We start from the raw sequence: 25,789 nt of genomic DNA on the forward strand, positions 1-25,789 counted from the left end.
GACGCGGAGGGTCCCCGTGAGCCGTACCATCGCCGAACGCCGTTCTCATGCTCGTTTCCGCCATCAATTCGAGATCGAAGGCCCACGGGACGGCGCCGGCGCCGCCGCGCGCATGGTCGCGAGCGATCTATCGCTCGGCGGGCTGCAGTGCTCGTCCAGCCACGACTACCCCGAGATGACACGACTCGCCGTTCGCTTGCAGCTTCCGAGCGGCACGAGCGCGGAGCCGGTCGACCTCGAGGCGGTCGTCGTGCGCCGGCGCGAGCTGCCGGCCGCGGCGGGCGGTGGGCGCTACGAGCTGGCGCTCTTCTTCACCTCGATGAACGACGACGCGCGCGAGCGGTTGGCACGATTCCTCGCCCGCGCCACGACGAACTGACGCCAGACCGTTCTTGATTTCGCCGCGATGCCGCGGTGTAATGCGCGGAAGCGTTCACACCGTCACGAAGGGGGCCCCATGAACAAGAACGAGCTGATCGGGAAGATTGCGAGCGACGCCAACATCACGCGCACGGCCGCCGCGACGGCGATCGACGCGCTCGTCGAGGGCGTCACCTCCTCGCTCAAGAAGGGTCAGCGCGTCACGCTCATGGGGTTCGGGACGTTCGGCACGTCGAAGCGGAAGGCGCGCACCGGGCGGAACCCGCAGACCGGCGAGACGATCAAGATCAAGGCGAAGACCGCGGTCCGCTTCAAGGCGGGAAAAGAGCTCGACCAGACGCTGAACCGCTGACGCGTTGCGTCAGTCGAGGACGACGAGCGTCGCGCCCGACTCGACCGTGATGCCCGGCGTCACAGGGACGGCGCGCACGCGTCCGGCGCGCGGCGCTTCGATCTCGTTCTCCATCTTCATCGCCTCGACGACGACGAGTCCCTGACCCTTGCGCACCTCGTCCCCTTCGCCGACGAGGACGCGGACGACCTTCCCCGGCATGATCGAGGCCACGTCGGTCGGACCGGCGCGACGGTGGATCTCGTCCCTCCCCGACCGCGCGTCGTCGGCGAGCTCGACGACCTGCTCGCTCGCGCCGTGGCGGACGACATAGCGGGCTCCCGATGACTCGACCGCGACCTCGTACGACTTGCCCTCGTAGAGGAAGGAGTAGAAATCGGCCTCGAGCTTTCGGGCGTCGACGAGGTGCTCGGTCCCGTCGAGGACGACGGCGTAGCGCCCGTCGACGCGCGTCACGATCGCGTCGTGCACCTTCTCGCCGAGCTTGAGCGCGAACTTCATCGGAGCGCCCCGGTGCGCGCCGCCTGCTTCCACCGCGACGGACGTCCGCCCGGCCCCGTCTGCGATTGACGTTCGAGGCGCCGGAAGTGCGCGACCGCCGCCGCGAGGAGCGCGATCTCCTCGAGCCACGGGTCGGCAGCCGGGGCCACGAGCTCCGGATGCTCCTCGAGGAAGCCGGTGTGCAGGTCGCCCGCGAGAAACGCCGGATGTGTCATGACGCGCCGGTGGAAGTTGATCGAGGTCTTGATCCCGTCGATCCGCAGCTCGTTCAAGGCGCGCGCCATCCGCGCCGCCGCCTCGGCGCGATCGTGGCCCCACGCGATGAGCTTGGCGAGCATCGGGTCGTAGAAGACCGGGACGGTGAAACCCCCGTACACGCCGCCGTCGTAGCGAACCCCGGGGCCGGTCGGAGCGCGCAGCGCACGGATCGTTCCCGGGGCCGGCATGAAGTTCCGTTCGGGATCCTCCGCGATGATGCGGCATTCGATGGCGTGCCCCCGCGGGACCAGGCCGTCCTGCCTGAAGGGAAGCTTGCCTCCGGCCGCGATGCCGATCATCGCCTTCACGAGGTCGACCCCGTAGATCATCTCGGTGACCGGGTGCTCGACCTGGAGACGCGTGTTCATCTCCATGAAGTAGAAGCTGCCGTCGGCGCCGCGGAGCATCTCGATCGTCCCCGCGCTCACGTAGCCGCAAGCCCGCGCCGCCTTGACCGCGATCTCGCCGATGCGAGCGCGCGTCGCCGCGTCGAGGACCGGCGACGGCGCCTCCTCGATGAGCTTCTGGTGCCGGCGCTGGATCGAGCATTCGCGCTCGCCGAGGTGGACGCAGCTCCCGTGCGCGTCCGCGAGGACCTGGACCTCGATGTGGCGCGGGCGCTCGACGTACTTCTCGAGGAAGACGGTGGCGTCGCCGAACGCCGAGCCCGCCTCGCCCTTCGCCTGCGCGAGGAGCGAAGGCAGCTCCGCCTCCGACCGGACGATGCGCATCCCCCGGCCGCCGCCCCCCGCCGACGCTTTCAGGAGGACCGGGAAGCCGATGCGCCGCGCCTCGGCGACCGCGTGCTCCGCGCTCTCGAGCGGCGGCGTCCCCGGCACGACCGGCACGCCCGCCGTCATCATGAGATTGCGCGCGCGCACCTTGTCGCCCATCGCCTCCATCGCCTCGGGCGGAGGGCCGACGAAGACGACACCGGCGTCGCGGCAGGCCCGCGCGAACGCGGGGTTCTCGGAGAGGAACCCGTATCCCGGATGGATCGCTTCGGCGCCGCTCTGCTTCGCCGCGTCCAGGATCCTATCGATCCGGAGGTACGACTCGGTCGAGGGCGGAGGGCCGATCGGGTAGGCCTCGTGCGCGAAGCGGACGTGCTGCGCGTCGCGGTCGGCCTCGGAGTAGACCGCGACCGTGCGGATGCCGATCTCGTGGCACGCGCGGATGATGCGGACCGCGATCTCGCCGCGATTCGCGACCAGGAGCTTCGTGAAGCGGCGGCCCATCAGAGCGGGATGTTGCCGTGCTTGCGCGGGGGGTTCGTGTCGCGCTTGTTCTCGAGGAGGCGAAGGCAGGAGATGAGCTTGCGCCGGGTCGTCGCGGGCTCGATGACCTCGTCGACGTAGCCGCGCTCGGCGGCGATCCACGGGTTCGCGAACTTGTCCTTGTACTCGGCGACCTTCGCGGCGCGGAGGGCGGCGCCGTCGCCCGCGGCGCCGATCTCGCCCCTGTGGATGATGTTGACGGCGCCGTCGGACCCCATGACCGCGATCTCGGCCGAGGGCCAGGCGAAGTTGAAGTCGGCGCGGATGTGCTTCGACGCCATGACGCAGTACGCGCCGCCGTAAGCCTTGCGGGTGATGACGGTGAGCTTCGGGACCGTCGCCTCGGCGAACGCGTAGAGCAGCTTCGCGCCGTGGAGGATGATCCCGCCGAACTCCTGCTCGGTGCCCGGGAGGAAGCCCGGCACGTCCTCGAAGACGACGAGCGGGATGTTGAAGCAGTCGCAGAAACGGACGAAGCGCGCGCCCTTGACCGAGGCGTTGATGTCGAGGCATCCCGCCAAGACCGCCGGCTGGTTCGCGACGACGCCGACCGGCCGCCCGCCAAGACGCGCGAAGCCGACGACGATGTTCTTCGCGAAGTGCTCGTGAACCTCGAGGAAGCTTCCGCGGTCGACGACGGCGTCGAGCACCTTCTTGATGTCGTAGGGCTGGTTCGAAGCCTCCGGCACGATCGAGTTCAGGGCGACGTCGGCCCGGTCGTCGGGATCGTCGGTCGGCCTCTCCGGCGCGTCGTCCATGTTGTTCGAAGGCATGTAGGCGAGCATCGCCCGCACGAGCATCAGGGCGTCGCGATCGTCGGCGGCCGCGAAGTGGGCGACCCCGGAGGTCGCGTTGTGGGTCATGGCGCCGCCGAGCTTCTCCTTCGTGACCTCCTCGTGCGTGACGGTGCGGATGACGTCGGGACCGGTGATGAACATGTACGAGGTGTCGCGGACCATGATCGTGAAGTCGGTGATCGCCGGCGAGTAGACCGCGCCGCCGGCGCAGGGGCCCATGATGACCGAGATCTGCGGGACGACCCCCGACGCGAGCGTGTTGCGCAGGAAGATGTCGGCGTACCCCGCGAGCGAGACGACGCCCTCCTGGATGCGCGCGCCGCCGGAGTCGTTCAGGCCGATGACCGGGCATCCGGCCTTCATGGCGAGATCCATGACCTTGCAGATCTTCGCCGCGAACGTCTCGGAGAGCGAGCCGCCGAAGACGGTGAAGTCCTGCGCGAAGACGAACACGGTGCGCCCGTCGATCCGGCCGTGGCCGGTGACGACCCCGTCGCCGGGGAAGCGCTGCGTCTCCATGCCGAAGTCGTGGCTCCGGTGGACGACGAGCGCATCGAGCTCCTCGAACGACCCGGGGTCGAGCATGGTCTCGATCCGCTCGCGCGCGGTGAGCTTCCCTGCGGCGTGCTGCTTGGCGACGCGCTCGTCTCCGCCGCCCTTGCGGGCGGCGGCGTAGCGCTCGCGCATCGAGTCGAGGGGCGTGTCCGGCATCCGGATCAGGCCTTGAGCTTGGCCCAGTCTTCGAGGAACTTCTTGAGCCCGTTCTCGGTGAGCGGGTGCTCGTAGAGCTGCATCATGACCTTGAACGGCATCGTGCCGACGTCGGCGCCGGCGAGCGCCGAATCGACGACGTGGAGCGGGTGCCGGATCGAGGCCGCGAGGATCTGCGTCGTGTAGCCGTAGTTGTCGTAGATCGCGCGGATCTGCCGGATCAGGTCCATCCCCTCGTGGGAGATGTCGTCGAGGCGGCCGACGAACGGCGAGATGAACGTCGCGTCGCACTTCGCGGCCAAGAGCGCCTGCGACGGCGAGAAGCAGAGCGTGACGTTGACGTGAATCCCCTGCGCGCGGAGGGCCTTGCACGCGCGCAGGCCTTCCTTCGTGAGCGGAACCTTGATCGTGACGTTCTTGTGGATCTTCGCGAGCGGCGCCGCCTGCGCCATCATCCCGTCGTAGTCGAGCGCCGTGACCTCCGCGGAGATCGGGCCGTCGACGATCGTCGTGATCTCGCGGATGACGTCCTCGAACTTGCGCCCCTCCTTCGCGACGAGCGAAGGATTCGTCGTGACGCCGTCCAGGATGCCGAGCCGTGCCGCCTCGCGGATCTCGTCGAGATTCGCGGTGTCGATGAAGAACTTCATGACGCGTCTCCCGGGGAGTCGTCGACGGGATCGTCCTCGACCCCGCCGGTGTCGTCGGGGTCGGGGGCGGTGGCGACCGGCGCCGACTTGCCCTCTTCCTCGCGCTCGGCGGTGCGGATCGCGGCGACGACCTGGTCCCCTTCTTCCATCTGGATGAGGCGGACGCCCTGGGTGGCCCGCCCGATGCGGCTGATCCCGGAGGCGTCCATGCGGATGATCTTGCCGTGCGTCGTGATGAGGAGGACCTGATCCTCGTCCGAGATCTCCGTCGCGCCCACGACGAGGCCGTTCCTCCCCGTCGTGCGGATGTTGATGATCCCGGAGCCTCCGCGTCCCTGGAGGCGATACTCGGCGACCGCGGTCCTCTTGCCGTACCCGTTCGCGGTCATCGAGAGGACGTCGGGCTTGCCCGAGAGGACCTCCATCTCGACGAGACGGTCGTCCTCGGCCATGCGGATCCCGATGACCCCGCGCGCGTTCCGTCCCATCGGACGGACGTCGGTCTCCTTGTAGCGGATCGACTTGCCCTTGGCGGTCGCCATGAAGATCTCGCTCTCGCCGTTCGAGAGGTCGACGCCGAGGACGTCGTCGCCCGGGTCGAGCGTGAGCGCGATGATCCCGTTCGCACGCACGTTCGAGAACGCGGAGAGCGCCGTCTTCTTGATGTAGCCCTTGCGCGATGCCATGACGACGTACTTGCCCTCGGCGAACTCGCGCACGTTGAGCATCGCGCAGACCTTCTCGTCGGGGCCGATCTGGATCATGTTGACGACCGGCCGGCCGCGCCCCGAGCTCGACACGTCGGGGATCTCGTGGACCTTGAGCCAGTACATCTTCCCGGACGACGTGAAGACGAGGATGTAGTCGTGGGTCGAGGCGACGAACAGGTGCCGGACGGCGTCCTCGTCGCGTGTCGTCATGCCGATGCGGCCCTTGCCGCCCCGCCGCTGCGACCGGTAGGTCGAGAGCGCCGTCCGCTTGATGTAGCCGGTGTGGCTGACCGTGATGACGACCTCTTCCTCCTGGATGAGGTCCTCGATCGAAATCTCCTCGGCGTGGGCGACGATCTCGGTGCGGCGTGCGTCGGAGAACTGCTCCTTGAGCGCTTCGAGCTCGCCCACGACGATGTCGAGCTGCATGCGCTCGCTCGCCAAGATCGCCTTCAGCTTCTCGATGAGCTTGAGCGTCTCCTCGTACTCGTCGACGATCTTCTGCCGCTCGAGCCCCGTGAGGCGCTGGAGGCGCATGTCGAGGATCGCCTGCGCCTGGAGCTCGGAGAAGTGGAAGCGGAGCCGCAGGGCCTCCTTCGCTTCCGGCGGCGTCTTCGCGGCGCGGATGATCGAGATGACCTCGTCGAGGTTGTCGATCGCAATCTTGAGACCTTCCAAGATGTGCGCGCGCTCTTCCGCCTTCCTGAGGTCGTACTGCGTTCGGCGCACGACGACCTCGCGGCGGAACTCGACGAAGTGCCGGAGCATCTCCTTGAGCGGCAGGACCTGCGGCCGGCCGTGGACGATCGCGAGGTTGATGACGCCGAACGTCGACTGGAGCTTCGTGAACTTGTAGAGGTTGTTCAGGATGACGCCGGGGTTCTCGTCTCGCTTCAGCTCGAGGACCATCCGGATCCCGTCGCGATCCGACTCGTCGCGGATGTCGGAGATTCCCTCGATCCGCTTGTCGCGCACGAGGCTCGCGATCTCTTCGATGAGGAGCGCCTTGTTCACCTGGTAAGGCAGCTCGGTGACGATGATCGCTTGACGGTCCTTCCGGTGCGGCAGCTCTTCGATCGACGCGCGGCCCCGCATGATGATGCGGCCGCGCCCCGTCTCGTACGCGGAACGGATGCCGGACACCCCGTAGATGAACCCCGCCGTGGGAAAGTCGGGGCCCGGGATCACCTTCATCAGCTCGGGAAGCTGCACGTCGTTGTCGGCGACGTAGAGTTTGATCGCGTCGATGACCTCGCCGAGGTTGTGCGGCGGGATGTTCGTCGCCATGCCGACGGCGATGCCGGCGGAGCCGTTGACGAGCAGATTCGGGAAGGCCGCCGGCAGAACGAGCGGCTCGGTCTCGGAGTCGTCGTAGTTCGACCCGAAGTCGACGGTTTCTTTCTCGATGTCGCGCGTCATCTCGTGCGCGAGCTTGTCGAGGCGGATCTCGGTGTAGCGCATCGCCGCCGGCGGATCGCCGTCGACGGAGCCGAAGTTCCCCTGACCGTCGACGAGCGTGTAGCGCATCGAGAAGTCTTGGGCGAGCCGGACGATGGTGTCGTAGACCGCCTGGTCGCCGTGCGGATGGAACCGGCCGATGACGGTGCCGACGGTGCGGGCGGATTTCTTGTACGGCTTGTCCGCCGTGTTGCCGGTGTCGTACATCGCGTAGAGGACACGGCGGTGGACCGGCTTGAGCCCGTCCCGGACGTCCGGGAGCGCGCGCCCGATGATCACGCTCATCGCGTAATCGAGGTAGCTCCGCCGCATCTCCTCTTCGATGTTGATCGGCAGCTTGTTTTCGGCTTCGTTCATTCCTGGTTCCTACTGCCGGCGTTGGCGACCGCCCCACCGGTCGACCGTCGACAGTCGACAGCTCAGATGTCGAGGTTGCGCGCGTCGAGCGCGTTGTCCTCGATGAATTGGCGGCGCGGCTCGACCGCGTCGCCCATCAGGATCGAGAAGAGGTTGTCGGCCGCGACGGCGTCCTCGATGCGGACCTCGAGGATGCGGCGGCGCGCCGGATCCATCGTCGTCTCCCAGAGCTGGTCGGGGTTCATCTCGCCGAGGCCCTTGTAGCGCTGGATGACGAGACCCTTCTTGCCGGCCTCCATGAGGTGCGTGAGGAGCTCCTTCTTGCTGTCGAGGCTGGCGACGTCGCCGTTGTGACGGACGACGAGCGGACCCTTCGCCACCGTCGAGATCGTCGGCTGCAGCTTGCGCATCTGCCGCATCTCGACCGCCTGCCACAGCTCGAGGTTGACGAAGAACTCGCGGCGGCCGCGGACGGCCGACCGTACGCGGAGCTGCAACAACCCGTGCTCCTCGTCCGGCTCGGGGGCCGAGACGTCATGGCCGAGCGCCGCGAGCCGCGCGCCCAAGGCCTCGAGCTTCGCGCGGCTCTCGAAGTCGGTCCGCGCGTCGATGCCTCCGTCCAGGATCGCCTCGACGCTGCCCGGATCGATCCCCATGCGCTCGATCGCTCCGAGATACTGGTCGTGATCGATCAGCGATTGGAGCAGGTGGTGGAGCTCGGTGCCCGAGATGACGCGGCCGCCGGCTTCGACGACACGCTCTTCGGTCGCCTTGCGGATGACGAAGGCGTTGAGCTCCTTGTCGTTGGCGAGGTACTGCTCTTCCTTGCCCCTCTTCACCTTGTAGAGCGGCGGGCAGGCGATGAAGACGTGGCCCTTGTCGATGAGAGGGCGCATCTGGCGGTAGAAGAAGGTGAGGAGCAGCGTCCGGATGTGCGATCCGTCGACGTCGGCGTCGGTCATGATGAAGAGCCGGCCGTACCGCAGCTTCGACAGGTCGAATTCGTCCTCGCCGATCCCCGTGCCCATCGCCGCGATGATGGTGCGGATCTCCTCGTGCCCGAGCATCTTGTCGAACCGCGCCTTCTCGACGTTCAGGATCTTGCCGCGGAGGGGCAGGATCGCCTGGAACCGCCGGTCGCGGCCCTGCTTCGCCGAGCCGCCCGCCGAGTCGCCCTCGACGAGGAAGATCTCGCACTGGCCGGGGTCGCGCTCCTGGCAGTCGGCGAGCTTGCCGGGGAGCGAGCCGGAGTCGAGCGCACCCTTCCGTCGCGTGAGCTCGCGCGCTTTCCGCGCCGCCTCGCGCGCACGCGCCGCGTCGACGCTCTTCATGATGATCGACTTGGCGACCGACGGGTTCTGCTCGAAGAACGCCGCGAGCTTGTCGTTCACGAGCGCTTCGACCTGCCCCCTGACCTCAGAGTTGCCGAGCTTGGTCTTCGTCTGGCCCTCGAACTGCGGCTTCGGGATCTTGACCGAGATCACCGCCGCGAGGCCCTCGCGGACGTCTTCGCCCTGGAGCTGGAGATCCTTCGCATCCTTCCCGAGGTTGGCGCTCGCGAGGTACGCGTTGATCGTGCGCGTGAGGGCCGCCTTGAAGCCCACCATGTGCGTCCCGCCCTCGACGGTGTTGATCGAGTTCGCGAACGAGTAGATCGTCTCGTTGTAGCTGTCGTTCCACTGCATGGCGATCTCGAGGAGGACGCCTTCGCCCTGCCCCTCGAGGAACACCGGCTTCGGATGCAGCACCTGCCGGGCTTTGTTGAGATGCTGGACGAACTCGATGATCCCGCCGTCGTAGCGGAAGACGCTCTCGCGCAGCTTCTCGGCGCGCTCGTCCTTGAGCGTGATCTCGATGCCTTTGTTCAGGAAGGCGAGCTCGCGGAGACGCTGCGCCAGGGTGTCGTAGGAGAAGACCAGCTCCTCGAACACCTGGGCGTCCGGCTTGAAGGTGATCTTCGTGCCGCGCCGCTTCGACGTCCCGACCTTGCGGAATTCGCTGACCGGCGTCCCGCGCTCGTAGTCCTGGCGATAGCTGCCGCCGTCGCGCCAGATCTCGACCTCGAGGCGCTCCGACAGGGCGTTCACGACCGAGACGCCCACGCCGTGAAGGCCGCCGGAGACCTTGTAGGCGTCGTTCTCGAACTTGCCGCCGGCGTGGAGCACCGTGAGTACGACCTCCGCCGCCGACTTGTTCTCGGTCGGGTGCATGTCGACCGGAATGCCGCGGCCGTCGTCGATGACGGTGACCGAATTGTCGATGTGGACCACGACTTCGATGTGCGAGCAGAAGCCCGCCTGGGCCTCGTCGACCGAGTTGTCGACGACCTCGTAGACGAGGTGATGAAGGCCCATCGCCCCCGTCGAGCCGATGTACATCGCGGGGCGCTTGCGGACCGCCTCGAGCCCCTCCAGGACCTTGATCTTCGAAGCGTCGTAGCTCGAAGCGTCATCCTGGGGGTTCTGCTGTTGCTGGTGAGTGAGCGTGGCGGTCGTCTCGTCCTTTTGGCTCATGGCTCCTCAGTCCCCCGCCGCCGGTCCCATCGTCGGCCCCCATCGGGCCGGGTCGCGAGCCGGTCGTGCGTCCAGAGAGCTTCTAAGCTGCCCGGGCGAGACCCCCCTCCATGCGGATCGTCGGGAAGGAGAACCCGGGCCGTTCCAGCGAACCGACTTTCGAAGAGGCCAGCAGTGCCTGAAACCCGCCGGCGCTCAGGAAGTCTATCAGCGACCGGACCCGAATTTCATCGAGATCCGAATCGAAATCGTCCATCAGGAAGAGCGGAGACTCTTGATGCCGTTCCTTCAGGAGGCTGAGCTTTCCCGCGCACAAGGCTATCATCGTGGCCCTCAACTGACCAGCCGACCCGAACCTCCGGATATCGGCCCCGGCGAACACGGTTTCGAGGTCGTCCTTGTGCGGTCCTTCGGAGGTGAAGCCGAGCGCGAGGTCACGCCCACGGCTCCGCGCGAGTGCCTCGCGGAAGGTGCCGGCGAACTCCGCCGGGTCGCGCTCCGCGCTCGCCGACGGCGACGGCCGGTAACGCAGCACGATCTCCTCCTCGGGCGCGAGGAGAGCACGCTCCGCCTCGCCGAGACGGCATCCCAGCTCGAGGACGTAGGCGCGGCGCTGTCGGTGGAGCCGGGACGCGGCTTCCGTGAGCTGCTCGTCCCACGCGTCGAGGTGGGCGGCGCCGCCTCCGCGGCGCAGGAGCGCGTTCCGCTCGGCGAGGGCGCGCCGATAGTCGCCGAGGTCGGCGAGAAAGCCGGGGCGAAGGCCGGCGATCCCGCTGTCGATGAACCGCCGGCGGCCGTCCGGCCCGTCGCGGAGAACGCGCGCCGAGTCGCTGGGGAGCGCCACGAGATCGAGCCGGCCGAGATAAGCGTCGATCGGACGTTCGACGTCATCGACGAAGAGCCGGCGGATGCCGGAGTCCAGGACGACGGTGAGCTTGGACGAGCCGGAGAGCCCGGCGACCTCTCCCGCGATGCGGCCGGGTCCGCCCTCGCGTGCGACGATCTCATCCGTTCGGCCCGTCCGGAACGACCGCGTCGTTCCCAAGAGATAGGCGGCCTCGAGAAGGCTCGTCTTTCCCTGCCCGTTGCGTCCGGCGATCAGGGCGAGCCCGGCAGGAAGATCGACGGCGACCGCCTTGAGATTGCGGATCTTCTCCGCGTGAAGCCGCTTGAGCCACATCCCTCAGGGATCAGAGGTCGCGGGGCATCACGATGTAGCGATAGTCGAGCTCGCCGGCGGGCTCGGGCCGGAACTGCCCCGGCTTGTCGCCCGACTTCTTCGCCTTCCGATCGGTCTCCGATTCCCCGTCCTTGACCGGGTCGAGCTCGAGCTTGACCGAGCCGGTCCCCACGACCGACAAGAAATCGAGGATGTACTTCGCGTTGAACCCGATCGTCTTGTCGTCGCCCTTGTACTCGACGTTCAAGATCTCGTTGGCGTCGCCCATTTCGGTCTCGCTCGAGAGCTCGAGCCTGCCCTGCGAGAGCTGGAACTTCACGGCCCGGCCGAAGCGGTCGCTCGCCAGGAGCGAGACACGCTTCACGGCGTCGGACAGGTCGTCTTTCGCGAGGACGACTTCGGTCTCGCAGCGCTTCGGCATGACCTCGTCGTACTTGGGGAACGAGCCTTCGGGGACCGTGGTCGTGAGCAGGTGGTCCCCCACCGAGAAGAACACGTGGTTGCCGCTCTTTCCAAAGCTGACCGCCTCGTCGGAGCCGACCTCGGCGCAGAGCTTGCCGACCTCGGTGAGCGCCTTCCTCGGAACGATGACCCGCAGGTCTCCCGCCTTGGGCCCCGCCAGCTTCCTCGTCGCGTACGACAACCGGTAACCGTCGGTCGCCACGAGCGTGAGGTCCCCATCCTGGAGCACGAGGAGCGCCCCATGGAGCGAGTACCGCGGATCTTCCGTCGTGATCGCGAAGGCGACGCGCTCGATCATCTCGCGCAACGTCCCGGCGGGAACGCCGATCCCCTTGGTGACGTCGAGATCGGGGAACTTGGGGAACTCGTCCCGAGGCTGGCCGGCGACCTTGTAGCGCGTGCGCTCGCACGCGATCGCGACCATGTGACGGTCGAGCAGCTTGAATTGCACGTCGGAATCGGGAAGCGAGCGCGCGATCTCGTAGAGCTTGCCCGCGGGCAGCGTGACGCTGCCGGGCTTCACGACGGTGGCCTTGGCCGTGCCGCGAATCGTGACCTCGAGATCCGAGGCGCCCACCGACAGGCCGGAAGGTCCCGCTTCGATCAGGAGGTTGGCCAGGATCGGCAGCGTCGCGCGCTTCTCGACGACACCGGTAACCGTTTGCAGCTCGCGCACGAGGTCTGACTTCTTGATGACGAACTCCATGTCTTCCGCCCTCTCTTCCGGTTCCAGAGCTTCCCTTATCGGGAAAGAGTCTTAGCAGATGTAACCGTAGTCGGCTCGCATCTGCGGATTTCTCGCCAACTCACTCACTTCGCAGCAGGATGCGCGCGCCGCGGTCTGCGGATCGCTCCCATCCCGGCGTCCAGGCTCGTGCGCGGACAGCGTGATGGACGCGGCGCCCGCGATATCCACAGGCGCTCCACACGGTGGCGTGTGGAAATCTCGGACGGCTCATCGCAGCTGCTGTTCGAACGCTTCGACGAAGCGGTCGAATTCCTTTTCCCGCGTCCGCTTCTGCGCGATCTTCTGGATCGCGTGGATCACGGTCGAGTGGTGCTTCCCGCCGAATCGCTTTCCGATTTCCGGCAGGGAGCATCCGGTCATCTGCTTGCAGAGGTACATCGCGATCTGACGCGGGAACGAGATCTGCGCGCTGTTGTTCTTCGATTTGAGCTCGGTCACCTTGAGATTGTAATGGTTGGCGACGAGCTTCTGGATGCTCTCGACGGTGACGGCCGGCGCGTCGGGAACCAGCAGGTCCTTGAGCGTCTCCTTGGCGAAGTCGACCGTCGGCTCGCGACCCTCCATGGAAGCGTACGCGATGACGCGGATGAGCAGGCCTTCCAGCTCTCGGATGTTGGACTTGCTGTTCGTCGCGATGAAGAGAGCGACGTCGTCGGGGATCGAGGTCCCTTCGGCCTCGGCCTTCTTCCTGAGGATCGCGATCTTCGTCTCGAGGTCCGGCGGCTGGATGTCGGCGATCAGCCCCCATTCGAACCGCGACCGCAGCCGGTCTTCGAGGGTCGGGATCTCGCGCGGCGGGCAGTCGCTCGTGATGACGATCTGCTTCTGGGCGTCGTAGAGCGCGTTGAACGTATGGAAGAACTCTTCCTGCGTGCGCTCCTTGCCGGCGATGAACTGGATGTCGTCGATGAGGAGGAGGTCGACCTTGCGGTAACGCTCCTTGAACTCGTGCGTCCGCTCGAAGCGGATCGCGTTGATCAGCTCGTTCATGAACTGCTCGGCCGAGATGTAGCGCATCTTGAGATTGCCGCGCCCGGACAGGCGGTTCCCGATGGCCTGCATGAGATGCGTCTTCCCGAGACCGACTCCGCCGTAGACGTAGAGCGGGTTATACGCGCGCGACGGCTGCTCGGCGACCGCGGTCGCGGCGGCGTGCGCGAACTGGTTGCACGAGGAGACGACGAACTTCTCGAAGCTGTAGCGCGGGTTGAGCCACCCGGGGACGTCGTCGAGCTCCGGCGGCGCCGTGCGCACCGAGACGCGCGGCGTCATCCGCGCGGTGCCCGAGGTGACGCGCGCGGTTTCGGCGCGGTCGGACACGAACTCCACCGAGAGGCCCGGACGCTCGAATTCCTTGAGCGCGTCCTGGATGAGCGGCAGGTAGTTCGTACGGATCCACTCGGCGAACCACGAGTTGGGGACGCGCACGAAGAGGCGTGCCGCGTCCTCCGAGACGAAGCGCGTCGGGCGAAACCACGTGCTGAAGGAGTGGGCGTTGACACGAGTCTGGATCTTGCCGAGCACACGATCCCAGAGATTGTGAGCGGAATTCAACTCCATGGTCCTCTTCCTGCGGGGCGGCGATTGTTCACAGGTTTTCCACATCTGTGGAAAACCACCGGTCTTACCGAAGTCGTTGAAAAGGGGTGAGTTGCTGGTGTGGAGAGCGATTCGTCACGAGCCGTTATGTCAACCACTGACCGCCTGATCGCCGCCGGCTTCCGCCCCGCACTTCTCCCGGCCCGGCAAGCCCGTTCCATCGACACGCCGCCCCCGTGACGACTCAACGATTCAGGCTGTGGACGCGACCTCGACCCTCGACGACCGACCGGCGCGGAGGCTACCACAGCGGACTGTCCGTAGTCGATAGTCGGTCGTCGATAGAGACTCGAACTGCTGACTACGGACGATCGACTTTCTTGACACCCTTCGGGTGCTTCCCTACACTGAGCGCTTTCATCGCGTGGTCTCGAGGAACAGGCTCCATGAAGCGCACTTTCCAACCGAACAACCGCCGGCGTCGGAAGACCCACGGGTTCCGAGCGCGCATGAGCACCAAGGGAGGACGCCTTGTCCTATCCAGGCGCCGCGCGAAGGGGCGTAAGCGTCTCGCGCTCTGACGGCGGCGAAGACCGCACTTTCTCGCGAGCATCCCGTCTCCGATCCCGCCGGCTCTTTCTCGACATTTACCGCCGCGGCTTCCGCGTGAGCGGGAAGCACGTCGTCGTCTTCGCATTGCCCGGGGCAACCGGGCAATCGCGCCTCGGGATCACGGCGACGAAGAAGCTGGGTCATGCCGCCGACCGGAATCGCGTCAAGCGGATCATCCGCGAGACGTTCCGTCACCGGCGCGAAGCAGCGGGCGGCCCGCTCGATCTCGTCGTCAACGTCAAGCCGACCGCGCGCGATCAATCGCACGCGCAGATCGCCGCCGACCTGACGGACCGGCTCGTCGAGCTGGCGCGACGGTTCCCCGCGTCATGATCGACCGGCTCGTCGTCGCGCTGCTGCACGGCTACAAGCGGTTCGTCTCGCCGGTCTTGCCGCCGGCGTGCCGATTCCATCCCACGTGTTCCGAGTACGCCGTCGAGGCCGTCTCCCAGCACGGCGCGTTCCGCGGAGGGCTGCTCGCCATCGGGCGCCTGGCCCGCTGCCACCCCTGGAGCCGGGGTGGGTTCGATCCCGTTCCCCCACCCGCGACTCCCGCGCGTCCACGGCGCGGCTGAGACGCCCGAGCCCTTCATGGAAAAACGTCTCGTCGCCGCTCTGGTCTTGACGATCGTCATCTATTTCGGGTGGGCCTATGTCGCCCGGAAGCTCTATCCGCCGCCTCCGTCGCCGCCGCCCGCGGCGGAAGGGCCCTCGCCGGCCGCACCGGCACCTGCTCCCAGCGCCGAGACTCCCGCGGCCGCCCCCGCGTCGCCGATCTCCGCCTCGGCGTCCGAGGCCGCCAAGGAAGAGACCCTGCGCCTGGAGACCGGTTCCGCGATCGTCGAGCTGACGAATCGTGGAGGCCGGGTCCGTTCCTGGTCGCTCAAGGGCTTCGAGAGCGCTGGGCGCCCGGTGGACTTCGTCCCTGATGCCGCACGCGCCGCAGGCGTACTGCCGCTGGCGCTCGCGTTCGAGGACAAAGCGATCCTCCCCGGCATCAACGACGCGCTGTTCACGATGACCCGCACCGATGAGCCGGACGGGCGTATCCAGGTGGCGTTCCATTGGTCGGACGGCGCCGGGAGCGAGGTCGAAAAGACGATCCGGATCCCGAAGGACGGCTATCTCGCCGATGTCGAGGTCAAGGCGATCGATCGCGGACGGCCGGTCGGCGCACGCCTCTTCTGGGGCCCGGGACTCGAGGTCGAAGACCCGAAGCATCGCTCGAACACCTATTACAACAGCCAGGCGGTCGTGTACGACGGGCATACGGTGACGCGTCTCGCGCGGCGCAAGATCGACTCCGTCGTCGCCACGCCACCGGACTCTCCGCTCCAGTGGGCTGGGATGGAAGATCAGTACTTCACCGCGCTCGTCCTTCCCGCGGGGTCGCGCGGTTCCGTGACGATCGCCCCGTTCGCGCAGTCGAGCGCCGTGAAGACGGGGCCTTCCGCCGCCGATCTCGGCCCTCTGCCGACGGTCGCGATCGCGCTGCCGGAGGGCAAGGGCCAGCTCTTCGTCGGGCCGAAGGATTTCGGCCTTCTCACGTCTCTCGGCCACGACCTCGAGAAGGCGGTCTGGTTCTCGAGCTTCACGTTGATCTACGTCTGTGCGAAGCCGATCTTCCTCGCTCTGCGGTGGGTCCAAGGCCATTGGGCCGCCAACTACGGCGTCGCGATCATCATCCTCACGTTCGGGCTGCGCCTGCTCCTCTTCCCGCTCAATCAGTTCTCGATGGTGCGCATGCGCAAGGTCGCCGGCGAGATGCAGCGCGTGCAGCCGAAGCTCAAGGCGCTCCAGGCGAAGTACAAGAAGAGCAAGGATGCCGATGCCCGTGCGAAGCTCAATCAAGAGACGATGGAGCTCTACAAGCGCGAAGGGGTCAACCCGTTCGGAGGGGTCTCGGGCTGCCTTCCGCTCTTCATCCAGATGCCGCTCCTCTGGGCATTCTTCGACGTGCTCACGGCGTCGGTCGAGCTGCGCGGCGCACCGTTTTTTGGATGGATCCACGACTTGACCCATCCCGACCCGTTCCGCATCACGCCGATCCTGATGGGCGCGACGATGTTCGTGCAGCAGAAGATGACCCCGACGGCGAACGTCGATCCCGCGCAGCAGCGAATGGTGATGTTCATGCCGATCATGTTCACGGTCATGTTCATGTCTCTTCCGAGCGGGCTCGTGCTTTACTACTTCGTGAACAACTTGCTCGGGATCGGACAGCAGTGGCTGGTCAACCGTCATATCGCGCGGCTCGAGGCGGCCTCCGTGAAGGCGTGATGGGTTCTCGGGAGTTCGACGGCAAGGATCTCGACGACGCGCTCCTCGCGGCGTCCGAGGCGCTGGGCCGCCGGCCGTCGGACCTCGATTACGAGCTCATCGAAGGCGGACGGAAAGGGGTCTTCGGCCTCGGAGCGCGACCAGTTCGCATTCGAATCGTGGAGAGTCCCGCACCCGCGAGCGCGACCAGACCTCCGTCGCCTGTCGAGACCGCCCCGCCCGCGGCTGCTTCGGGCTCGGCTCCCGGAGCGATGCTTCGCCGGATCCTCGAGGAGATGGGGCTCGAGATCGCGGTCGACGAGTCGCGTCGGGACCGGGTCTTGGAGCTCGTCGTCGACGGCCCCGACCGGGGTCGGCTCACTGCCGGCCGCGGCGAGGTGCTCGCGGCCCTCGAGTTCCTCCTCGGCCGCATGGGACGCCGCGCTTGGCCGGACGAGCAAGACGTGCGCCTCGTCTGTCAGGGGTTCAGCTCAGGGCGGGACCGCGAGCTCGTCGAGATGGCGCGTCGCGCCGCCTCCCAGGTCGCTCGTTCCGGGAAGCCCAAGCGCTTCCACGCGATGAACCCGTACGAGCGCCGCGTCGTCCATGTCACGGTGCGCGAGTTCGACGGGCTGACCACGGTGTCCGAAGGCGACGGCTTCCTCAAACGCGTCCGGGTCGAGAAGATCGCGCCCTGACCCCTCTCCATGCACGATCTCTCGACGACCCTGGCGGCGGTGGCGACGGCCCGGGGGCCGGGCGGGATCGGCTGCGTTCGCATCTCGGGTCCCGACGCTCACCGGATCGCCGCCCAACTTTGCCGGGCCCGCGGCGGGCGCGCGGTCCGGGTCGTCGCCGGCCTGAGGTTCGTGACGTTCGTCGACGGCGCCGGACGTCCGATCGACCACGGCTACCTGGTCGGTTTCGAAGGGGGTCGCTCGTTCACCGGGGAGGACACGGCCGAGCTATGGGCTCACGGTAGCCCGCCGGTCCTGGATGCTCTCGTCTCCGGCGCGATCGCGCTGGGAGCTAGACCGGCGGGTCCAGGCGAGTTCACCTACCGCGCCGTGCGCCACGGTCGCCTCGACCTGGCCGCCGCCGAGGCGGTCCGCGATCTCGTCGCGTCGCGCACCGCCCACCAGGCGCGCGTCGCGTTCGCGCAGGTCAACGGCGCGGCCGCGAGACGGGTCGCCCCCCTCACCGACGCGCTCGTCGACCTGGTCGCGCGGGCCGAGGCGGCGATCGAGTTCGTCGACGAGGCGGAGACACATCTCGAGCGCCGAGCGTTCGTCGCAGCGCTCGAAGAAACGCAGCGGGCGGTGGAGGACCTCGCGGAGCGCGCTCGGGCCGGCCACCTCTTCCGCCGGGGCGCGCGCGTCGTGCTGCTTGGGGCTGTCAGCGTCGGTAAATCATCTCTTTTCAATTGTTTGCTCGGTTTCAGCCGGGCGATCGTTTCGGAGAGTCCGGGGACGACGCGGGACACGATCGAGGAGACGATCGAGATCGAGGGGATCCCGATCACCCTGGTCGACACCGCCGGCCTGGGCACGCCTCAGGGGCCGGTCGACGACGAAGGGATGCGGCGAGCGCGAGTCGCGGCCGGAGAGTCCCATCTGAGCGTCGTCGTGCTCGACGCCTCCAGGCCGCCGACTCCGGACGAGCGTGCGCTTCTCGCCGGTGCCGCGAGCGTCGTCGTCGCGAACAAGTCGGATCTCACCTCCGTTGTCGCGTGGCCGGGCGCCATCCCGGTGTCGGCCAAGTCCGGTGCGGGCGTGAGCGCGCTCAGGAGTGCGATCGTGCGCGCGCTCGTCGGCGGCGAAGAGACCGAGGACCCCGCGATCACCGACCTGCGCCACCTCGAAGCCCTCGAACGTGCCGCGGCGTCGCTGAGGTGCGCGTGCGAGGCCGAGCCCGCCGGCCTCGAGCTCGTGACCGACGACCTGCGCGACGCCCTCGAGGCGCTCGGCACGATCACCGGCGAGGTCGCGAACGACGCCCTGTATGATCGGATCTTCGCCACCTTTTGCATTGGGAAGTAAATGAGTCACCCGTTCGACGTCCTCGTCGTCGGCGCAGGCCACGCGGGATGCGAAGCTGCGCTCGCCGCCGCGCGCATGGGCCGCGTCACGGGCCTGGTGACGCTCTCGGCCGACTCGATCGCGCGGATGTCGTGCAATCCCGCGATCGGCGGCCTCGCCAAGGGCCACGTCGTCCGCGAGATCGACGCGCTCGGCGGTGAGATGGGCCGCGCCGCCGATGCATGCGGCATCCAGTTCCGCCTGCTCAACCGCACGCGTGGTCCCGCCGTACGGGGTCCTCGCGCGCAGCAGGACAGCGCCCTCTACCACCGGACCCTCCGCGCCGCGGTCGAGGCGTGCGCTCGGCTGACCGTCGTCGAAGGCGAGGTCGCCGCGCTCGAGACCGAGGCCGCGCGCATCGCCGGCGTGCGGCTTGCCGACGGGCGTCAGCTTTCGGCTCGAACGGTCGTGCTGACGACCGGCACCTTCCTGCGAGGTGTGCTGCACACCGGGCGGGCGCAGACGCCGGGAGGACGCGTCGGCGAGCCTCCCTCCGCCTCGCTCTCCGCCTCGCTCGCTTCGCTCGGTTTTCCCGTGCTCCGGTTCAAGACCGGAACGCCGCCGCGCCTCCTGCGCGCGAGCGTCGATCTCGCGCGCTTCGACGCGCAGCCCGGCGACGACGATCCGACGTTCTTCTCCGAGCTGACCGAACGGGCCCTTCTGCCGCAGGTCTCCTGCCACGTCGCCTACACGGGAGAGAGCGTGCACCGGATCGTGCGCGAGAACTTGGCGCACTCGCCGCTCTACTCCGGTGCGATTCAGGGCCGCGGACCGCGCTATTGCCCGTCGCTCGAAGACAAGGTCGTGCGCTTCGCGGACCGCGAGCGACACCAGATCTTCATCGAGCCCGAGGGGCTCGACTCTCCCCTGCTCTATCTCAACGGCTTCTCCACGTCACTTCCTGCCGAAGTCCAGCTCGCGATGGTCCACGCCGTGCCGGGCCTCGAGGACGCCGCCATGGTGCGTCCCGGCTACGCCGTCGAATACGACTACGTGCGCCCGACCGAGCTGAAGCCGACGCTCGAGGCGAAGCGCGTCGCCGGCTTGTTCCTCGCCGGACAGATCAACGGAACGACCGGCTACGAGGAGGCGGCCGGGCTCGGGCTGATCGCGGGGATCAACGCCGCGCGCCTCGCCGCGGCGGAGCCTCCGTTCGTTCTGCGTCGCGACGAGGCGTACCTCGGGGTCCTCGTCGACGACCTCGTGACCCGCGGGACGAGCGAGCCGTACCGGCTCTTCACCTCGCGCGCGGAGTACCGGCTGCTGCTCGGAATCGACACGGCCTCGCGCCGTCTCTCCGGTCACGGCGCGGCGCTCGGACTCCTCGACGCGGACCGGGCCAGGCGGTCGGCGGCACGCTGGGACGCGGTCTCCGCGGCGCAGAAGGCCGTCCCGGGATCGATCGCCGACCGGCTGAAGCGCACCGGTACCGCGGTCGACGATCTCTTGCACGAGAGCTCCGTGCTGGCGGCGCTCCCCGCCCGGGACCGGCGCATCCTTGCCGAAGACATTCGCTTCGCCGGCTACGTCGAGCGGCAGCGAAGGACCGCCGAGCGCGTCCAGCGTTCCGGCGCGCTCACGATTCCGGAGGATCTCGCCTTCCGCAATCTCTCCGGACTGTCGAACGAGCTCATCGAGAAGCTCGAGGCCGTTCGCCCCGAGACCCTGGGGCGCGCGGCGCGGATCGACGGCATGACGCCGCCCGCGTTGGCGCTCCTCGCCGTCCACATCGAGAAGGCGCGCGCGGGCCGCGTGCGGTGATTTTTTCCTGGGACGAGGCTGTCGCGGCGCGCGCGCGCGCGATCGGGCTCGAGCTCGGAAGCGGCACCGTCCACTCCCTGGTCGTTCACGCGCAGTCGGTTCTCCGCGAGAACGGGCTCCTGCATCTCACGGCGATCGACCAGCCCGCGGCGTTCGTCGACCGGCACATCGGCGAGTCTCTCGAAGGCGCACGGCTCCTGGACGAGGCGGCCTCGGGGACGCTCGTCGACCTCGGAAGCGGAAACGGTTACCCCGGAATCCCGATCGCGCTCGTGCGACCGCGTCTCGCAGCGTGTCTCGTCGAAGCGTCCGAGAAGAAGGCGGCGTTTCTCCGCGCGGCCATCGCCGCGGCGGGTGTCCCAGGATCCGTTCTCGCCCGTCATGTCACGCGGGCCCAGGATCTCGCCGAGATCGACGCGATCGCCATCTTGGTCACGCGTGCGATGGGAGATTGGGAGCGCGTCGTGCCGCGCTTGGCCGCCAAGCTCGGCTCCGGCGGCAAGATCCTGCTATGGGCCGGCGTCGAAGCCGGGCGCGTCCTCGAACGCGATGCGTGGCGCCGCTACCGGCTCGTCGCGCGCCACGTCCTCCAGCGACGTGAACGCTCGTTCATCTACGAGCTGGTCAAGGAAGATTAGTTAAAATAATTTAATAGCCGTGAGTGTTCCACGTGGAACACTTCCGGCTCCTGCGTTCCACGTGGAACACGGTGTGTTAGATTCCGCGCGCACCCCAAGCGAGGTCGTCGTGGGTCGAATCGTTGCCATTGCCAACCAAAAAGGGGGCGTCGGAAAAACGACGACCTCGGTTAACCTTGCCGCCGCGCTGGCGATCGCCGAGCGTCACGTGCTTCTCATCGACGCCGACCCTCAAGCCAACACAACGCGGGCGCTGGGCCTTCCGGAAGACCCCGAGCGCGCATCGCTCTATGACGCGTTCTCCGGCTCGGCGTCGCTCGAGGAGATCCGGCTGCCGCTCGACGAGGTCAAGGGGCTCGACCTCATCCCCAGCGACCGCCACTTGATCGGTGCCGAGCTGGAGCTCACCGAGGCGATGGCGCGGGAGTTCCGCCTGAAGCGGCTTCTCGAACCGATCCGCGATCAATACCAGCACATTCTCATCGACTGTCCCCCGTCGCTCGGTCTCCTGACCTTGAACGCGCTCACCGCGGCCGATGCGGTTCTGATCCCGGTCCAGTGCGAGTTCCTGGCTCTGGAGGGAATCTCCCAGCTCATGGACACGCTCGAACGCGTTCGCCAGGCGCTTAATCCGGCACTCGAGGTCGGCGGCGTCGTCATGACGATGTTCGACGAGCGGACGAACCTCTCGCGCCAGGTCGTCGACGAAGTGCGGAACGTGTTCGGTGAGCGTGTCTACGACACGGTCGTGCCCCGGAATATCCGACTTGGCGAGGCCCCCAGCCACGGTAAGCCGATCTTCCTTTACGACATCCGGTCCCGCGGTGCCGACGCGTACCTCAATCTCGCGAAGGAGTTCGTCAAGCATGAAGAGAAAGGCATTGGGCAAGGGACTCAGTAGCCTCATCCCGTCCTCGCTCTCTCCGCAGGCCGCCACCTCCCCCGCTTCGCCGCCCAGTTCCGTGCGGCCGTTCGAATTCAAGGTCGAGGTGAGCAAGATCCGGCCGAATCCTCGGCAGCCTCGGCAGACATTCGATGAAGCGGGCCTCGAAGAGCTCGCGCGATCTCTCAAGACGCAGGGTGTTCTCCAACCGGTCGTCGTCCGCCCGGCGGCGAACGGCGCCTACGAGCTCGTTGCCGGTGAGCGGCGCTGGAGAGCCGCCCAAAGGGCCGGTATTCATCAGATTCCGGCGATCGTGCGGGATGTCTCGGACGCGAACCTACTTCAGCTTGCGCTCATCGAGAACCTGCAGCGGGAGGAGCTGAACGCGATCGAAGAAGCCGAAGCCTACCGGATCCTGATCGACGACCTGCAGCTCACGCAGGGCGAAATCGCCGAACACGTCGGCAAGCAGCGCGCGACGGTCGCGAATTCCCTTCGACTGCTGGCGTTACCGCGCAAGGTCCAAGACCTCGTCCGAAGCCGACAGCTTTCCATGGGTCATGCTCGCGCGCTCCTGGCACTCGAGGATCCCAAGCTCATGGAATCGCTCGCCGAGCGCATCGTGAAGGACGGACTCTCGGTCCGGGAGGTCGAGGCGCGCGCGCATCGTGGGGAAGCCGTCGCGTTGCCGATTCGCCGCGCCGGTAAGTCGGTCGACCCGAACGTCGCGGCAGCCGAGGAGACCTTGCAGCGTGCCGTCGGGACGAGGGTCAGGATCCGGGGCAGCGCGAAGTCGGGACGGGTCGAGCTGCACTATCGCTCGTCGGAAGAGCTCGACCGGCTCTATACGATCCTGACGAAGGGGAGGTAGCGCCGACGAATTTGTCGGCTGCCGACATAATTGTCGGCTTGTTGCAATCACGCGCTTTTTCATTTGGCAGACACAAACGTCGGCCGCAGACACAATGGTCGGCGGCCGGAAATCACCGTTATGTCGCTGCAATTTCGAAAGTGTCTTTCCGCGAACCGCAAGGGCACGTAACGACGCACCTTCCTTTTGGCACGCGTGTCGCTCTTTCCGGGCGCACAAACTCGTGGGAGGGCGCATGGCCAAATGGAAGCTGAGGGGCAAGGACGGAGGCGACGACGCCGAGATCGTCGGGTTCATCGGTGAAGGGACCGTCTTCACGGGCGACCTGGTGCTCGAGGGCGGTGCGCGCGTTGACGGACGGGTCATCGGACGGGTCAAAGCGCCGGCGCTTCTCGTGGTCGGTCCAGCCGGCGAGATCGAAGCGGAAGAGCTTCACGCCTACCGATTGACGGTGTGCGGCGTCGTGCGGGGGAAGCTGATCGTCCAGGACCGCTTGGAGGTCCAGAGCGGGGGACGCGTTTCCGGGCACGTGGTCATGCAGAAGGAAGGGCTCGTCGTCGCGCCGGGGGGACTGTTCGAGGGAACGGTCGAGTACGTGCGGGATGCACGCGCATCCGAAGAACCGGAGCTGCCGCGCGAGCTCGCGGCGTCGGCGGCCGTCTGATTTCTTGACCCTCCAAGACCCCTGTGCTAACGTCGCCGATCTTCAACTAACGTCATGCAACGACAGAAGTTGAGGGCCGCGTCGCGGTTGGTCGCGCGTTGCCGACGTAGACGTCCAGGGGCTGGTCATGAAGGACAAGAAGCTGGCGACGCGCTACGCGCGCGCGCTCCTGAGCGCTCTGCCCGAGGTCGCGGCGCAGGATGCGGCCGACTCGTTTCTCACCGCCCTCGGTGAGGCTCTCGAAGGTCAGCCGGGCGTCCGCGCATTCCTCGAGAATCCATCGGCGCCTGCCGGCACGAAGAAGGAGCTCTTCGGCCGCCTCGCCACACAGGCCGGCGCCGGCCAACGGGTCGTGACCTTCCTCGGCGTGGTGGTCGACCACGGGCGCGTGTCGTCCCTCCCGTCGATCGCGAAGGTGTTGCGCACCGAGCGCGAGGCAATGCAGGGCACGATCACCGGGACCTTGACGACGGCGTCCCCGGTCAACGCCGAGACCGCCGGCCGCATCGCCGCCGCGCTCTCGCGGCTCGCGGGACGGCGCGTGAATCTGACGACGGGTGTCGATCCGGCCCTCCTCGGCGGTGCGATCGCTCGGGTGGGATCGACGGTCTACGACGGCAGCTTGAGGACGCAGCTCGAACGGCTTCGCCGGACGATGGGGGAGGAATAGCGCAGATGGAGATCAAGGTCGACGAGATCAGCAAGATCCTTCGCCAACAGATCGAGGGGTTCGAGCGGCACACCGATCAAGCCGAGGTCGGGACGATCATCTCGGTCGGCGACGGGATCGCGCGCATCTACGGGCTCGAGAAGGCGATGTCCGGTGAGCTGCTCGAGCTCCCGCACGGCGTCATGGGGATGGCGTTGAACCTGGAAGAGGACAGCGTCGGCGCCGTCCTCTTCGGCGAGACCGATCTCATCAAGGAAGGCGACGAGGCGAAGCGGACGCGGAAGATCATGCAAGTGCCGGCGGGGGAGGCGCTCATCGGGCGCGTCGTCAACACGCTCGGCCAGCCGATCGACGGCAAGGGCGCGCTGCAGACGACGCACTTCATGCCGGTCGAGCGCATCGCGCCCGGCGTGGTCGACCGCACGCCGGTGAAGGAGCCGCTCCAGACCGGCATCAAGGCGATCGACGCGATGATCCCGATCGGCCGCGGCCAGCGCGAGCTGATCATCGGCGACCGCCAGACCGGCAAGACGGCAGTCGCGATCGACACGATCATCAACCAAAAGGGCGGCAACGTCGTCTGCATCTACGTCGCGATCGGCCAGAAACGCTCCACCGTCGCGCAGGTCGTGGACAAGCTGCGCGAGGCGGGCGCGATGGACTACACGATCGTCGTCGCGGCGACCGCCTCCGAGTCGGCGCCGCTGCAGTACATCGCGCCCTACACCGGCGTCACAATGGGCGAGTACTTCCGCGACTCCAAGCGCCACGCGCTCTGCATCTACGACGACCTCTCCAAGCACGCGGCCGCGTATCGCCAGCTCTCGCTGCTCCTCCGGCGGCCGCCGGGGCGCGAGGCGTATCCGGGCGACGTGTTCTACCTGCACTCCCGGCTTCTCGAGCGCGCGGCGAAGCTCAACGACGACCTGGGCGGGGGATCGCTGACGGCGCTGCCGATCATCGAGACGCAGCTCGGCGACGTGTCGGCGTACATCCCGACCAACGTCATCTCGATCACCGACGGGCAGATCTACCTGGAGTCCGACCTCTTCTACGGCGGGATCCGGCCGGCCGTCAACGTGGGCCTGTCGGTCTCGCGGGTGGGCGGCTCCGCGCAGGTGCGCGCCATGCGACAGGTCGCGGGCAAGCTGCGGCTCGACCTCGCGCAGTACCGCGAGCTCGCCGCGTTCGCCCAGTTCGGCTCCGACCTCGACCGCGCCACGCAGGCGCAACTCGCCCGCGGCCAGCGCATGGTCGAGCTCCTCAAGCAGGGTCAGTACCAGCCGCTGCCGGTCGAGAAGCAGGTCGTGATCATCTTCGCCGGCACCCAGGGCATGCTCGACGAGCTGCCGGTCGACGCCATCCGCGAGTTCGAGCCCGTCCTCTACAGCTACCTCGAGCGGCGGGCCCCGCAGATCCTGACCGACATCCGCGAGAAGAGGGAGATCCCGGACGCGCT

At 67.4% G+C, this 25,789-nt stretch carries 24 protein-coding genes; 15 read left to right on the plus strand and 9 right to left on the minus strand.

All coding sequences use genetic code 11. The features are described 5' to 3' along the window. Positions 1–16 precede the first annotated feature (16 nt). Both VFV19_16770 and VFV19_16775 read left to right on the plus strand, forming a co-directional pair. Positions 17–379, plus strand: coding sequence for a PilZ domain-containing protein (locus VFV19_16770; protein ID HEX4825955.1), 363 nt, complete (start codon positions 17–19; stop codon positions 377–379). Positions 380–406: 27 nt separating this feature from the next. Beyond that, positions 407–733 (plus strand): HU family DNA-binding protein, encoded by a 327-nt coding sequence (locus VFV19_16775; protein HEX4825956.1) that lies wholly within the window; start codon positions 407–409, stop codon positions 731–733. Between the two features lie 9 nt (positions 734–742). Here VFV19_16775 and VFV19_16780 read toward each other — a convergent pair whose 3' ends face one another. From VFV19_16780 to dnaA, 9 genes are all read right to left on the minus strand, one after another. After that, the gene (locus VFV19_16780; GenBank protein ID HEX4825957.1) at positions 743–1,234 is read right to left on the minus strand and encodes a biotin/lipoyl-containing protein; all 492 of its coding nucleotides are present in this window, start codon (positions 1,232–1,234) and stop codon (positions 743–745) included. Further along, a complete protein-coding gene (gene accC / locus VFV19_16785) occupies positions 1,231–2,730 on the minus strand; it encodes an acetyl-CoA carboxylase biotin carboxylase subunit (protein ID HEX4825958.1) in 1,500 nt (499 codons plus the stop codon). Before accC ends, VFV19_16780 begins: the two co-directional genes overlap by 4 nt. Continuing rightward, positions 2,730–4,277, minus strand: a complete 1,548-nt coding sequence (locus tag VFV19_16790; protein ID HEX4825959.1) for an acyl-CoA carboxylase subunit beta — start codon at positions 4,275–4,277, stop codon at positions 2,730–2,732. Before VFV19_16790 ends, accC begins: the two co-directional genes overlap by 1 nt. 5 nt (positions 4,278–4,282) lie before the next feature. After that, the gene (fsa, locus tag VFV19_16795; protein HEX4825960.1) at positions 4,283–4,927 is read right to left on the minus strand and encodes a fructose-6-phosphate aldolase; all 645 of its coding nucleotides are present in this window, start codon (positions 4,925–4,927) and stop codon (positions 4,283–4,285) included. Further along, positions 4,924–7,452, minus strand: a complete 2,529-nt coding sequence (gyrA, locus tag VFV19_16800; protein ID HEX4825961.1) for a DNA gyrase subunit A — start codon at positions 7,450–7,452, stop codon at positions 4,924–4,926. The genes fsa and gyrA overlap by 4 nt, the downstream gene beginning before the upstream one ends. Positions 7,453–7,514: 62 nt before the next feature. After that, entirely contained in the window at positions 7,515–9,965 is a 2,451-nt protein-coding gene (gene gyrB, locus VFV19_16805; GenBank protein ID HEX4825962.1) for a DNA topoisomerase (ATP-hydrolyzing) subunit B, read from the minus strand. Between the two features lie 82 nt (positions 9,966–10,047). Beyond that, positions 10,048–11,145 (minus strand): DNA replication and repair protein RecF, encoded by a 1,098-nt coding sequence (gene recF / locus VFV19_16810; protein ID HEX4825963.1) that lies wholly within the window; start codon positions 11,143–11,145, stop codon positions 10,048–10,050. A gap of 10 nt (positions 11,146–11,155) precedes the next feature. After that, a complete protein-coding gene (gene dnaN / locus VFV19_16815) occupies positions 11,156–12,313 on the minus strand; it encodes a DNA polymerase III subunit beta (protein ID HEX4825964.1) in 1,158 nt (385 codons plus the stop codon). A 249-nt stretch (positions 12,314–12,562) separates the two neighbouring features. Beyond that, positions 12,563–13,915 (minus strand): chromosomal replication initiator protein DnaA, encoded by a 1,353-nt coding sequence (dnaA, locus tag VFV19_16820; protein ID HEX4825965.1) that lies wholly within the window; start codon positions 13,913–13,915, stop codon positions 12,563–12,565. Positions 13,916–14,340: 425 nt separating this feature from the next. On the opposite strand from dnaA, the gene rpmH reads away from it, so the two are divergent. The 13 genes from rpmH to atpA form a co-directional block, all read left to right on the plus strand. Further along, on the plus strand, positions 14,341–14,475 hold the full coding sequence (gene rpmH, locus VFV19_16825; protein HEX4825966.1) for a 50S ribosomal protein L34: 135 nt from the start codon (positions 14,341–14,343) through the stop codon (positions 14,473–14,475). Next, positions 14,426–14,839, plus strand: a complete 414-nt coding sequence (gene rnpA, locus VFV19_16830) for a ribonuclease P protein component (protein HEX4825967.1) — start codon at positions 14,426–14,428, stop codon at positions 14,837–14,839. Before rpmH ends, rnpA begins: the two co-directional genes overlap by 50 nt. Next, positions 14,836–15,081 carry a membrane protein insertion efficiency factor YidD gene (yidD, locus tag VFV19_16835; GenBank protein HEX4825968.1) on the plus strand — a complete coding sequence of 82 codons (246 nt, stop codon included), beginning with the start codon at positions 14,836–14,838 and terminating at the stop codon, positions 15,079–15,081. The genes rnpA and yidD overlap by 4 nt, the downstream gene beginning before the upstream one ends. A 16-nt stretch (positions 15,082–15,097) precedes the next feature. Further along, complete coding sequence (gene yidC / locus VFV19_16840) at positions 15,098–16,786, plus strand: membrane protein insertase YidC (protein ID HEX4825969.1); 1,689 nt, start codon at positions 15,098–15,100, stop codon at positions 16,784–16,786. Beyond that, positions 16,786–17,463, plus strand: coding sequence for a R3H domain-containing nucleic acid-binding protein (locus tag VFV19_16845; GenBank protein HEX4825970.1), 678 nt, complete (start codon positions 16,786–16,788; stop codon positions 17,461–17,463). The genes yidC and VFV19_16845 overlap by 1 nt, the downstream gene beginning before the upstream one ends. Positions 17,464–17,472: 9 nt before the next feature. Continuing rightward, positions 17,473–18,804, plus strand: a complete 1,332-nt coding sequence (gene mnmE, locus VFV19_16850; protein HEX4825971.1) for a tRNA uridine-5-carboxymethylaminomethyl(34) synthesis GTPase MnmE — start codon at positions 17,473–17,475, stop codon at positions 18,802–18,804. After that, positions 18,805–20,604 carry a tRNA uridine-5-carboxymethylaminomethyl(34) synthesis enzyme MnmG gene (gene mnmG / locus VFV19_16855; GenBank protein HEX4825972.1) on the plus strand — a complete coding sequence of 600 codons (1,800 nt, stop codon included), beginning with the start codon at positions 18,805–18,807 and terminating at the stop codon, positions 20,602–20,604. Beyond that, a complete protein-coding gene (locus VFV19_16860; GenBank protein HEX4825973.1) occupies positions 20,601–21,242 on the plus strand; it encodes an RsmG family class I SAM-dependent methyltransferase in 642 nt (213 codons plus the stop codon). The genes mnmG and VFV19_16860 overlap by 4 nt, the downstream gene beginning before the upstream one ends. Before the next feature lie 61 nt (positions 21,243–21,303). After that, the gene (locus VFV19_16865; GenBank protein HEX4825974.1) at positions 21,304–22,143 is read left to right on the plus strand and encodes a ParA family protein; all 840 of its coding nucleotides are present in this window, start codon (positions 21,304–21,306) and stop codon (positions 22,141–22,143) included. Further along, positions 22,109–22,996, plus strand: a complete 888-nt coding sequence (locus VFV19_16870) for a ParB/RepB/Spo0J family partition protein (protein ID HEX4825975.1) — start codon at positions 22,109–22,111, stop codon at positions 22,994–22,996. The genes VFV19_16865 and VFV19_16870 overlap by 35 nt, the downstream gene beginning before the upstream one ends. Before the next feature lie 235 nt (positions 22,997–23,231). Continuing rightward, positions 23,232–23,660 (plus strand): polymer-forming cytoskeletal protein, encoded by a 429-nt coding sequence (locus VFV19_16875; GenBank protein HEX4825976.1) that lies wholly within the window; start codon positions 23,232–23,234, stop codon positions 23,658–23,660. 127 nt (positions 23,661–23,787) lie between these two features. Continuing rightward, positions 23,788–24,330: an ATP synthase F1 subunit delta gene (gene atpH, locus VFV19_16880; protein HEX4825977.1), complete on the plus strand. Its 543-nt coding sequence runs from the start codon at positions 23,788–23,790 to the stop codon at positions 24,328–24,330. A 5-nt stretch (positions 24,331–24,335) separates the two neighbouring features. Beyond that, on the plus strand, positions 24,336–25,789 hold a 1,454-nt coding region (atpA, locus tag VFV19_16885; protein HEX4825978.1), incomplete at its 3' end, for a F0F1 ATP synthase subunit alpha.

The sequence above is a fragment of the Candidatus Polarisedimenticolaceae bacterium genome, from assembly GCA_036275915.1.
Lineage (GTDB): Bacteria > Acidobacteriota > Polarisedimenticolia > Polarisedimenticolales > DASRJG01 > DASRJG01.

Bases quoted from the DNA above. Each gene is read 5' to 3' on its own strand.
- VFV19_16870 (HEX4825975.1), top strand. From the start codon at position 22,109: ATGAAGAGAAAGGCATTGGGCAAGGGACTCAGTAGCCTCATCCCGTCC.
- atpH (HEX4825977.1), top strand. From the start codon at position 23,788: ATGAAGGACAAGAAGCTGGCGACGCGCTACGCGCGCGCGCTCCTGAGC.
- dnaN (HEX4825964.1), bottom strand. From the start codon at position 12,313: ATGGAGTTCGTCATCAAGAAGTCAGACCTCGTGCGCGAGCTGCAAACG.
- rpmH (HEX4825966.1), top strand. From the start codon at position 14,341: ATGAAGCGCACTTTCCAACCGAACAACCGCCGGCGTCGGAAGACCCAC.
- fsa (HEX4825960.1), bottom strand. From the start codon at position 4,927: ATGAAGTTCTTCATCGACACCGCGAATCTCGACGAGATCCGCGAGGCG.
- yidC (HEX4825969.1), top strand. From the start codon at position 15,098: ATGGAAAAACGTCTCGTCGCCGCTCTGGTCTTGACGATCGTCATCTAT.
- VFV19_16790 (HEX4825959.1), bottom strand. From the start codon at position 4,277: ATGCCGGACACGCCCCTCGACTCGATGCGCGAGCGCTACGCCGCCGCC.
- gyrB (HEX4825962.1), bottom strand. From the start codon at position 9,965: ATGAGCCAAAAGGACGAGACGACCGCCACGCTCACTCACCAGCAACAG.
- mnmG (HEX4825972.1), top strand. From the start codon at position 18,805: ATGAGTCACCCGTTCGACGTCCTCGTCGTCGGCGCAGGCCACGCGGGA.
- dnaA (HEX4825965.1), bottom strand. From the start codon at position 13,915: ATGGAGTTGAATTCCGCTCACAATCTCTGGGATCGTGTGCTCGGCAAG.
- VFV19_16780 (HEX4825957.1), bottom strand. From the start codon at position 1,234: ATGAAGTTCGCGCTCAAGCTCGGCGAGAAGGTGCACGACGCGATCGTG.
- mnmE (HEX4825971.1), top strand. From the start codon at position 17,473: ATGCACGATCTCTCGACGACCCTGGCGGCGGTGGCGACGGCCCGGGGG.
- yidD (HEX4825968.1), top strand. From the start codon at position 14,836: ATGATCGACCGGCTCGTCGTCGCGCTGCTGCACGGCTACAAGCGGTTC.
- recF (HEX4825963.1), bottom strand. From the start codon at position 11,145: ATGTGGCTCAAGCGGCTTCACGCGGAGAAGATCCGCAATCTCAAGGCG.
- accC (HEX4825958.1), bottom strand. From the start codon at position 2,730: ATGGGCCGCCGCTTCACGAAGCTCCTGGTCGCGAATCGCGGCGAGATC.
- VFV19_16775 (HEX4825956.1), top strand. From the start codon at position 407: ATGCCGCGGTGTAATGCGCGGAAGCGTTCACACCGTCACGAAGGGGGC.
- VFV19_16845 (HEX4825970.1), top strand. From the start codon at position 16,786: ATGGGTTCTCGGGAGTTCGACGGCAAGGATCTCGACGACGCGCTCCTC.
- gyrA (HEX4825961.1), bottom strand. From the start codon at position 7,452: ATGAACGAAGCCGAAAACAAGCTGCCGATCAACATCGAAGAGGAGATG.
- VFV19_16875 (HEX4825976.1), top strand. From the start codon at position 23,232: ATGGCCAAATGGAAGCTGAGGGGCAAGGACGGAGGCGACGACGCCGAG.